Consider the following 10,100-nt stretch of genomic DNA (forward strand, 5'->3'; position numbering starts at 1 on the left):
CGGTCTTTTTGAAACGCCCTTAGGCGGGGTTCAGTTCACGAACGATGTCGCGGGCGGCCTGCGCGGGATTGACTGCGCGGTGGATCGGACGGCCCACGACGATGTGGTCGGCACCATCGGCGATGGCCTGAGCCGGTGTGGCAATACGCTTTTGGTCGCCTTTGTCGGCGCCCAGTGGACGCACGCCGGGGGTGACGATCAGACGGTCACGCGATTCCGGCAGGGCGCGGATCAAAGCTGCCTCATTGGGGGAGGCAATTACGCCGTCGGCGCCCGCCTCGAACGCGCGGCCTGCGCGTTCCGCAACCAGATCGGGGATTGCGCCGTCCTTGATCAGCGCTGCATCAAGATCGCCGCGATCGAGCGAGGTCAGGATTGTCACGCCAAGGATTTTCAGGTTGGTGCCAGCGGCCCCTTCCTTGGCGGCGCGGACCACATGCGGATCGCCATGCACGGTCAGGAAATCCAGATCGAACTGCGCGATGCCACGCACCGCCGCCTCGACCGTGGCACCGATGTCAAAGAACTTCATGTCCAAGAAGATGCGTTTGCCGTGTTCCTGTTTCAGCTCGTTGGCGAGGGCCAGCCCGCCGCCGGTCAACATGCCAAGACCGATCTTGTAGAACGACACGGTGTCGCCAAGCTTTTGGACCAGTTCCAGCCCCTGAACGACGTTTGGCACGTCCAAGGCTAAGATCAGGCGGTCGTCTGCGGTCGGGGTCTGGGCGGTTGTCATGGCGGAGCTCCTGTTGCGCAGGTTCCGTTTGCCCATCGCACGCCCCGACGTCAAGCGCGGGTCAGTTCCTGTGGCAGCAAGCCGGGGGCAAAGCGCAAGGCCCCGCGCCTGCGCAACTGTGGCAGTTTGCGCGCCATGTAAAGGGCGTGGGCGAGCACCAGTAGCCGTTGCCGCCGGTTGTCCAGCGCGCGCCTGTGCGGCAGGGTCAGCGGAATCACCACGCGCCGTTCATTGGCGATCAGGATGACGGACCCTTGCGTGGCCTGTGTGGCGATACAGGTTTTGAACCCCTTAAATTCTATATGCGTTACATACATTTGATGCCCCGTTTGCCCTGTGGGTTTAGCAGCATGGGCGTTAAATTTGCGTGTCCGTATGCGTGGTATTTTAGCAACAAAAGGCTTGAAGCCGGTTCTCCCGCGCCCCATCTTTATACCGAGGCCCAAAGGGGCGCGTGCCGCAGATGCGGGCGCATCCGAGGTTGGGCGCTTGATAAAGGAGAGCTGTGATGAACTTGGAGAAGTTCACTGATCGTGCGCGCGGTTTTGTTCAGGCCGCCCAGACGATTGCGATGCGGGAAAGCCATCAGAAGCTGGCCCCCGAACATCTGCTGAAGGCGCTGCTGGATGACGAGCAGGGCCTTGCGTCCAATCTGATCCAAGCGGCAGGCGGACAGCCTGCGCGCGTGGTGCAGGTGCTGGACACAAAGCTGGCCAAAATCCCCAAAGTGTCCGGTGATGCCGGCCAGGTCTATCTTGATGCCGCAACGGGCAAGGTGCTGGACGAAGCGGAAAAGGTCGCCAAGAAGGCGGGCGACAGTTTCGTGCCGGTGGAGCGTATTCTGACGGCGCTGGCCTTGGTGAAATCCCCCGCCAAAGACGCGCTGGAGGCCGGTGGCCTGTCGGCCCAGGCACTGAATGCGGCCATCAATGATGTGCGCAAGGGGCGCACGGCGGACAGCGCAAACGCCGAGGATTCCTTTGAGGCGCTGAAGAAATTCACTCTGGATCTGACCGAACGGGCGCGTGAGGGCAAGATTGACCCGATCATCGGCCGTGACGAGGAAATCCGTCGCGCCATGCAGGTTTTGTCCCGCCGGACCAAGAACAACCCCGTTCTGATTGGTGAGCCGGGCGTGGGCAAGACCGCCATTGCCGAAGGGCTGGCCCTGCGGATCGTGAATGGTGACGTGCCCGAAAGCCTGCAGAACAAGCGTCTGCTGTCGCTGGATATGGGTGCGCTGATTGCCGGTGCGAAATACCGTGGCGAGTTCGAGGAGCGTCTGAAGGGCATCCTGTCGGAGGTCACCACCGCGGCCGGAGAAATTGTGCTGTTTATCGACGAGATGCACACGCTTGTTGGCGCGGGCAAGGCGGATGGCGCGATGGATGCGTCCAACCTGCTGAAACCGGCGCTGGCGCGGGGCGAGCTGCATTGCGTGGGTGCCACAACGCTGGATGAATACCGCAAGCACGTGGAAAAGGACGCGGCGCTGGCCCGCCGGTTCCAGCCTGTGATGGTGCAGGAACCCACGGTCGAGGACACGATCAGCATTCTGCGCGGGATTAAGGAAAAGTACGAGCTGCACCACGGTGTGCGGATCTCTGACTCGGCCTTGGTGACGGCGGCGACCCTCTCGCACCGCTATATCACCGACCGTTTTCTGCCGGACAAGGCCATCGACCTGATGGACGAGGCCGCCAGCCGGTTGCGCATGGAAGTCGATTCCAAGCCCGAAGAGCTGGACGCGCTGGACCGCGACATTCTGCAAAAGCAGATCGAGGTCGAGGCGCTGCGCCTTGAGGATGATCAGGCCTCGCAGGATCGTCTGGAAAAGCTGGAAAAGGATCTGGCCGACCTGCAGGAACGCAGCGCCGAGATGACGGCGCAGTGGCAGGCGGAACGCGACAAGCTCGCCTCGGCCCGCGATCTGAAGGAAAAGCTGGATCAGGCGCGCGCAGAGCTGGAGCAGGTCAAGCGTGAGGGCAATCTCGCCCGCGCGGGTGAGCTGTCCTATGGCGTGATCCCGCAGCTGGAAAAGCAATTGGCGGAGGCCGAAGAAGCGGATGAGAAGATGGTCGAAGAGGCGGTGCGCCCCGATCAGATTGCTTCCGTGGTCGAACGCTGGACCGGTATTCCGGCAGGCAAGATGCTGGAAGGCGAGCGCGAAAAGCTGCTGGGCATGGAGGACAACCTGCATCGTCGGGTGGTCGGCCAAAATCAGGCGGTGACAGCGGTGGCCAATGCGGTGCGCCGTGCGCGCGCGGGGCTAAACGACGAGAACCGCCCGTTGGGGTCGTTCCTGTTCCTTGGCCCGACCGGCGTTGGCAAGACCGAGCTGACAAAGGCCGTGGCGGAGTTCCTGTTTGACGACGACAGCGCAATGGTGCGCATCGACATGTCGGAGTTCATGGAGAAACACGCGGTCGCCCGCCTGATCGGCGCGCCTCCGGGCTATGTCGGCTATGACGAGGGCGGCGTGCTGACCGAAGCGGTGCGGCGGCGTCCCTATCAGGTCGTGCTGTTCGACGAGGTCGAAAAGGCGCATCCCGATGTGTTCAACGTGCTGTTGCAGGTGCTTGACGATGGTGTTCTGACCGATGGTCAGGGGCGGACTGTGGACTTTAAGCAGACGTTGATCATTCTGACGTCGAACCTTGGGTCGCAGGCGCTGAGCCAGTTGCCCGAGGGCGCGGACAGTGCGCAGGCCAAGCGTGACGTGATGGACGCGGTGCGGGCGCATTTCCGGCCCGAGTTCCTGAACCGTCTCGACGAGACGATCATCTTTGACCGGCTCAAGCGCGAGGACATGGGCGGTATCGTCGATATCCAGACCGCGCGCCTGTTGAAACGTCTTGCCGCGCGCAAGATCGATTTGCAGCTTGATGACGGGGCAAAGACATGGCTTGCCGACGAAGGCTATGATCCGGTGTTCGGCGCGCGTCCGCTGAAGCGGGTGATCCAGCGCGCCTTGCAGGATCCGTTGGCGGAGATGCTGCTTTCGGGCGACGTCAATGACGGTGATGTGGTGGTGGTGTCCGCCGGTGCGGACGGTCTGCTGATTGGTGACCGTGTGGGCGCCAGCAACCGCCCCAAGCCCGACGATGCCGTGGTGCATTGATCCGGTGATCTGAAACGCAAAAGGCCCGCCGTTCTGGCGGGCCTTTTCATGTGTCGGATGTGGCGCTCAGAACAGGAAGTCGTCAGCCGTGATATCGGCAAGCATCGTGTTCTCAAGCGTGATTTTGTTGCTGCCGTCGATGTCGATCAGCACAGCATCGGCCACCTGATACAGGTCCAGCGCGTCGATCCCGTCGAGCTTATACCCTTTGAGGGAGATCAGATCGCTGCCGTCCTCGAAATCGGTGATCACGTCGTAGCCGGAGCGGGAGGCAAAGACAAAGGTGTCCGCCTCGGCCCCGCCGGTCAGCGTATCATTGCCGCGCCCGCCTTCGATCCGGTCGCCGCCCGCGCCGCCCGACAGCACGTCGTTGTGATTTCCGCCGTTCAGGGTGTCATCGCCTGCACCGCCGTTCAACGTGTCATGCCCCGACCCGCCGTCCAATGTATCGGCCCCTGCGTCCCCTTCGAGCAGATCGTTGCCAGACCCGCCTTTGACCAGATCGTCGCCATCACCGCCTGACAGGGTGTCCATGGCCTTGCCGCCGTCCAGCGTATCGTTGCCGCCCATCCCGTAGATGACGTCGCCTCCGTTCAATCCGTTGATGTTGTCGGCACCGCTGCTGCCGGTCAGCACGTCGGCGGTCTCGGTCGGTGCGATGCTGACGGGGGCGGGCGCGGTAAAGACAAAGTCAGAGGCGGAGAGGTCGCTGACCAGAAGGCCGTCCAGCAGCATGGTCGCGCCCTCGCCAAAGGTGACAAGCGCGCCGTCGGTGGTGTCCGTCAGCGACAGATCTGCCAGTGTTTCAATCCCTAGGGCAGAGACATCCACCACGTCGGATCCGGTGGTGAAGCCTGTGACCGTGTCGGACCCGCTGTCGATGCGGTCGATCACGATGGTATCGGCGTCGCCGGTTTGGGTGCCAAGGATCAGCAGGTCATTGCCCGCACCGGCCAGCAGGGTGTCGTCACCCGCGCCCCCATCCAGCGTGTCATCGTCCTTGCCCCCATCAAGCAGGTCATTGCCGCTGTCCCCGAACAGCAGGTCATGACCGTTGCCGCCGCTGACGGTGTCGGCCCCTTCGCCGCCATAGGCTGTGTCACGCCCCGAAGAGCCGAAGACGAAATCATCGCCGGTGCCGCCGTACAGGGTGTCATTTCCCCCGCCACCGTCCAGCGCGTCGTTGTCGGCATTGCCGAACAGCGCATCACCGTCCGCGCCGCCTTCGAGGGTGTCATCACCGCCGCCGCCGTACAGCGTGTCGTTGTTGTTTTCCCCTTGGATCAGGTCAGCGCCCGCGCCCCCGGCCAGGGTGTCATTGTCGTCACCGCCGCGCAGGGTGTCTTCGCCGCTGCCGCCGTTGAGCTCGTCATCGCCGGTGCCGCCGTGCAGCCAATCATCACCCGCTTCGCCGTTGAGCGTGTCGTCAAACCCGCCGCCGGAAATCTGGTCGTTGTCGTCGCCGCCAAAGATCAGGTCGTCGTCCTTGCCACCCAGAAGCGTGTCATCCCCGGCCTCGCCAAAGAGGGTGTCATTGCCGGCGCCCGCGTCGTTCACGAGGTCGTCGCCGCTTCCGAGAACAAAGGTGTCATTGGTGTCGGTGCCGGACAGCGTATCGGCGGAAGGTGTACCGTTGAATGTGGGCATGAAAAGCTCCGGATAAATAATGGCAGCAAAATGCGGCAGGTCCGAAGATGGTTAATGTGGGATAGCGGAATCTGGCAAGAAGAATGGCGAAATGACGCCGTAATTATGCAGTTGCGCATCTACAGGCGAATTAATTCAAGGGATTGGCGCTAACTGTTTCTGGCAGCGAGGCAAACGGCCCGCACAGGGCGGGCCGTTTGAGGGTGTTACATCGGCGGCATGATGACCTTGTCGATGACGTGAATGACGCCGTTGGACGCCTCGATGTCGGCCTGTGTCACGGTCGCATCATTGACCATCACCCCGTTGTCGAGATCGATGGTGATGTCTGCGCCTTCGACGGTGGCGGCGGTCATGTCATCCGCAAGATCGGTGGACATCACTTTGGTGGCGACCACGTGGTAGGTCAGGATGTCGACGAGCTTGTCCTTGTTTTCAGGCTTCAGCAGGTCTTCGACGGTGCCCTCGGGCAGCGCGGCAAAGGCTTCGTCGGTGGGGGCGAAGACCGTGAAGGGACCGTCGCTTTTCAGCGTTTCCACCAGACCGGCGGCTTGGGCGGCAGCGAGAAGCGTTTCAAAGCTGCCTGCTTCGGTGGCGGTGTCGACGATGTCCTTGGACATGGAATGACCGTCGGCAAATGCGGGAGCGGCAAAAGCCACGGACAGGGCAAGAATGGTCGAGCGAAGCATATGTTCCTCCATTGGTTGTGATGCTTGCTGCATCGACAAGGGTTACGGCGATTGGGCGATGCTGGATGATGCGGAAATTCCACTGATCGCCGTTGATTTGGCGGGCGGTATCGCTAAGCCTGCGTGATTTTTCCCGGCCACTGAAATTTACGTGATCGGCTGTGAAGAAAGTCGCGAAAATTGTGAGGGTCTTTGAGATGGGAATGTTTTGTTCACAGTCCTGATTTAACCAATCAACGGGTGTCAAAGGCGAAGGTTGGTGACAAGATGGCGTAAAACGGCACAGGCGCATCGGACGGACGGCTGCGCTTTCGGAGGTGACTATGGAATATGTAATGATCGCGCTGCAGTATCTGGCGCTGCTGTTTGTTCTGGCGATCGGGTTCGGGGTGTTGTCGGTCTGCGCCATGTTTGTGCTGGACACGCGCCAGACCAGTGATGCGATCCGGCGCAATTATCCGGTGATCGGCCGGTTTCGTGGGCTGTTCACCGAATTGGGGGAGTTCTTTCGCCAGTATTTCTTTGCCATGGATCGCGAGGAAATGCCGTTCAACCGCGCGCAGCGCAATTGGGTCTATCGGGCGGCGGAAAACAAATCCAACACGGTGGCGTTTGGATCGACGCGGAACCTGTCGGTGCCGGGCACGCCGATCTTTATGAATGCGGTGTTTCCTCCGCTCGACGATCAGTTCGCCTCGACCGAGCCGATGGTGATCGGGCCGCATTGCCGCGAACCCTACGCCGCGCCGTCGATCTTTAACATCTCGGGGATGAGTTACGGGGCCCTGTCAAAGCCCGCCATTCAGGCGCTGTCGCGCGGGGCGGCCATGTCGAATGTCTGGCTGAACACGGGCGAGGGTGGCTTGGCGCCGGATCATCTCGAAGGGAAATGTGACATCGTCTACCAGATTGGCACGGCCAAATTCGGTGTGCGGGACGAGGCCGGTAATTTATCGGATGAGAAGCTGCGCAAGATGGCCGCCTTGCCGCAGGTGAAGATGTTCGAGATCAAGCTGAGCCAAGGGGCGAAGCCCGGTAAGGGCGGTATTCTTCCGGCGGCCAAGATCGATGAGGAAGTGGCCGAGATCCGTGGTGTGCCCATGGGAAAGGATGCGATCTCTCCCAACCGGCACCGAGAGGTCGACGACTGGGATGATCTGCTGGATCTGATCGGTCATATCCGCGAGGTGACCGGCAAGCCGGTGGGGTTCAAGACCTGTATCGGGTCCGCTGATCCGTGGTTTGATTTCTTCAAACGGATTAAAGAGCGCGGGGCCGAATGCGCGCCCGACTTCATCGCGGTCGATGGTGGCGAAGGCGGTACAGGTGCGGCCCCGATGCCCCTGATCGATCTGGTTGGGATGCCCCTGCGCGATGCGCTGATCCGGATGGTGGACCTGCGTGATCTGGCTGGGTTGCACGATCGCATCCGCATCATCGCCAGTGGCAAGCTTGTCGCGCCGGGGGATGTGGCCTGGGCGATTTGCATGGGGGCGGATTTTGTGGCCTCGGGGCGGGGGTTCATGTTCTCGCTGGGCTGTATTCAGGCGCTGAAGTGTAACAAGAACACCTGCCCGACGGGGATCACCACGCATATCCCGTCCCTGCAAAAGGGGCTGGTGGTCGAAGAGAAAGACAAACGCGTCGCGGCCTACGCCAAGGCGGTGATCCACGAGGTGGAAACGATTGCCCATTCTGTCGGCGTTGCAGAGCCGCGCCAGATGCGCCGCCGCCATGTGCGCGTCGTGACCGATGACGGGTCGTCGGTGCAAATGAATGAAATCCATCCGTCGGTGCATCTGGGGTTGAATGGCTTGGCGCGGGCGCGGGGCCACAAGCAATTCGAAGATGGGATTCGCCGTCTCGCCATAGAGGGCGAGGAATTGTGAGCTGGCCTGCAGGTGGGACTGTTTGCCTGACGGCAAAGGCGCCCACCCGCCGACCCGTTATGTTTCATCCCTATGGCGTGAACGTGACGCGCTGTTTGTTGGGGGAATGCGGTCTATGCGCTATCTTTGCCGCGTAACATTTGCAGGAGCCCCGCAATGAGCCGCCGCTGGACCAATGATCTGACCGCACAGGATGTCACGCCTGAGCGTGTGTTTCTCAACCGTCGTCAATTGATGAGCGGGGCAGGGGCGCTCGGCATTGCGGGCGGGTTGGCAGCGCCGGCCCACGCGCAAGAGCTGGAGCCCAACAGTTTCGAGGATATTACAAACTACTGCAATTTTTACGAGTTCGGCACCGGCAAAAGTGATCCGGCGCAATATGCCGAGGCGCTGACAACTGAACCGTGGACCGTGCAGATCGACGGTTTGGTGGAAAAGCCGGGCGACTACAGCTTTGAGGATATTCTGAGCCAGATGGACATTGAGGAGCGTATCTATCGTTTCCGCTGTGTCGAAGCCTGGTCGATGGTCGTGCCGTGGAACGGATTCGAGCTGGGCGATCTGTTGGAAATGGTGGGTGTGAAACCCGAGGCGCAGTATGTGGCCTTTGAAACCGCCTATCGTCCCGATGAAATGCGCGGTGTGGCCTATCCGGTGCTGGATTGGCCCTATGTCGAAGGGCTGCGTCTGGATGAGGCGCGCCATCCCCTGACCTTGATGGCCACGGGGCTGTATGGAAAGCCGCTGCCCAATCAGAATGGCGCGCCACTGCGGTTGGTCGTGCCCTGGAAGTACGGGTTCAAGTCGATCAAATCCATCGTCCGCATCACACTCACGGACAGCCAGCCGCCCACGTCGTGGAATAAGGCGAACGCGCGCGAGTATGGGTTTTACTCAAACGTGAATCCCAACGTGGATCACCCGCGGTGGTCCCAAGCTACAGAGCGCCCGTTGGGCGGGGGCCTTCTGGCGCGCCGTAAGCCGACGTTAATGTTCAACGGCTATGACGAGGTCGCCAGCCTGTACGACGGCATGGATCTGACGGAAAATTTCTGATGGAAGCTGTGAATGGCGCATTGCGGCGTGTGCCCACATGGTGTGTGTACGTAGCATTGGCTTTGCCTGCGCCGTATCTGTTGTCTCTTGCTTTGACAGGTGGGCTGGGCGTGGATCCGGTCAAAGCGTTGGAGCATCAGCTTGGCCGCTGGGCCTTGTGGCTCCTGCTGGCGGGGCTGGCAGTCTCGCCACTGCGCAATCACTTCCACCTGAACCTGCTGAAGTTCCGTCGGGCCTTGGGACTCATGGCGTTTTACTATGTGGTCTTACACCTGTTGGTGTGGCTTGTCCTTGACGTGCAGATTGTTTCGCAGATCTGGGCTGACATTGTTAAGCGCCCCTACATCACCGTCGGAATGCTGGCATTCATTTGTATGGTTCCCTTGGCTGCCACGTCGACCAATGCCGCAATTCGTCGGTTGGGCTCGAAGTGGAGACGCTTACACAGGCTGACCTACCTTATCGTTCCGCTGGGGGCGTTGCATTTCGTGATGGTCGCGAAAGGATTCCAAATCGAACCCCTTCTGTATCTCGCAGCTGCCGTTTTGCTCGTGGCGTTACGTGCACCTCTTAAACGTCGGCGTGGAATCAAGGCTTGAAGACGAACCCTCTGACCTGAATCTGGGGGTAAGTGTGTGGATATCAGAGACGGCTATCCAGGATCCGGCCTTTCGTTATGGTCGGGCGCCACATTTTGTTGGTTTTTATTCCATGTATTCAGTGACTTGTGATGAAGTTTGAGATTTATTCGGATCTGCGTGCTTTTTTGGGTTGCAGCCATCGGGGCCTATCCGTAAAAGCCCCTTCACCGGCGGCGCTGAGGTGCTGGCGGGGCGCTGGACGGGCTGAGATGGTTCGGACGGCGGGACGGAAAATCGAGGCAAGGTTGGGCGGGCGCGCCGTAAGTTTAGGGCGCAACTGTTTGGTTTTGTTTTCACGTTATTTGACATCGCGAGTATCTG

The 10,100-nt window shown here is 60.7% G+C and carries 9 protein-coding genes; 5 read left to right on the plus strand and 4 right to left on the minus strand.

Features of this window, described 5'->3' with window-relative positions:
- Positions 1–19 precede the first annotated feature (19 nt).
- Together pyrF and ACN5AZ_RS15755 are read right to left on the minus strand one after the other, a co-directional pair.
- The gene (pyrF, locus tag ACN5AZ_RS15750; protein ID WP_419429854.1) at positions 20–736 is read right to left on the minus strand and encodes an orotidine-5'-phosphate decarboxylase; all 717 of its coding nucleotides are present in this window, start codon (positions 734–736) and stop codon (positions 20–22) included.
- Between the two features lie 50 nt (positions 737–786).
- The gene (locus ACN5AZ_RS15755; protein ID WP_419429855.1) at positions 787–1,053 is read right to left on the minus strand and encodes a hypothetical protein; all 267 of its coding nucleotides are present in this window, start codon (positions 1,051–1,053) and stop codon (positions 787–789) included.
- Between the two features lie 191 nt (positions 1,054–1,244).
- On the opposite strand from ACN5AZ_RS15755, the gene clpB reads away from it, so the two are divergent.
- Positions 1,245–3,857 (plus strand): ATP-dependent chaperone ClpB, encoded by a 2,613-nt coding sequence (gene clpB / locus ACN5AZ_RS15760; RefSeq protein ID WP_419429856.1) that lies wholly within the window; start codon positions 1,245–1,247, stop codon positions 3,855–3,857.
- Between the two features lie 66 nt (positions 3,858–3,923).
- Here the strand turns inward: clpB and ACN5AZ_RS15765 are convergent, their stop codons facing one another.
- Positions 3,924–5,504: a calcium-binding protein gene (locus ACN5AZ_RS15765; protein WP_419429857.1), complete on the minus strand. Its 1,581-nt coding sequence runs from the start codon at positions 5,502–5,504 to the stop codon at positions 3,924–3,926.
- A gap of 206 nt (positions 5,505–5,710) precedes the next feature.
- Positions 5,711–6,193 carry a fasciclin domain-containing protein gene (locus ACN5AZ_RS15770; protein ID WP_419429858.1) on the minus strand — a complete coding sequence of 161 codons (483 nt, stop codon included), beginning with the start codon at positions 6,191–6,193 and terminating at the stop codon, positions 5,711–5,713.
- On the opposite strand from ACN5AZ_RS15770, the gene ACN5AZ_RS15775 reads away from it, so the two are divergent.
- From ACN5AZ_RS15775 to msrQ, 4 genes are all read left to right on the plus strand, one after another.
- Entirely contained in the window at positions 6,177–6,320 is a 144-nt protein-coding gene (locus ACN5AZ_RS15775) for a hypothetical protein (protein ID WP_419429859.1), read from the plus strand. The two genes, ACN5AZ_RS15770 and ACN5AZ_RS15775, sit on opposite strands and share 17 nt — an antisense overlap.
- A 196-nt stretch (positions 6,321–6,516) precedes the next feature.
- Entirely contained in the window at positions 6,517–8,082 is a 1,566-nt protein-coding gene (locus ACN5AZ_RS15780; RefSeq protein ID WP_419429860.1) for an FMN-binding glutamate synthase family protein, read from the plus strand.
- Positions 8,083–8,238: 156 nt separating this feature from the next.
- Entirely contained in the window at positions 8,239–9,138 is a 900-nt protein-coding gene (gene msrP / locus ACN5AZ_RS15785; RefSeq protein WP_419429861.1) for a protein-methionine-sulfoxide reductase catalytic subunit MsrP, read from the plus strand.
- Positions 9,138–9,737 (plus strand): protein-methionine-sulfoxide reductase heme-binding subunit MsrQ, encoded by a 600-nt coding sequence (gene msrQ, locus ACN5AZ_RS15790; protein WP_419429862.1) that lies wholly within the window; start codon positions 9,138–9,140, stop codon positions 9,735–9,737. The genes msrP and msrQ overlap by 1 nt, the downstream gene beginning before the upstream one ends.
- Positions 9,738–10,100 lie beyond the last annotated feature (363 nt).

The sequence above is a fragment of the Sagittula sp. SSi028 genome, assembly GCF_048553715.1.
Taxonomy (GTDB): Bacteria; Pseudomonadota; Alphaproteobacteria; order Rhodobacterales; family Rhodobacteraceae; genus Sagittula.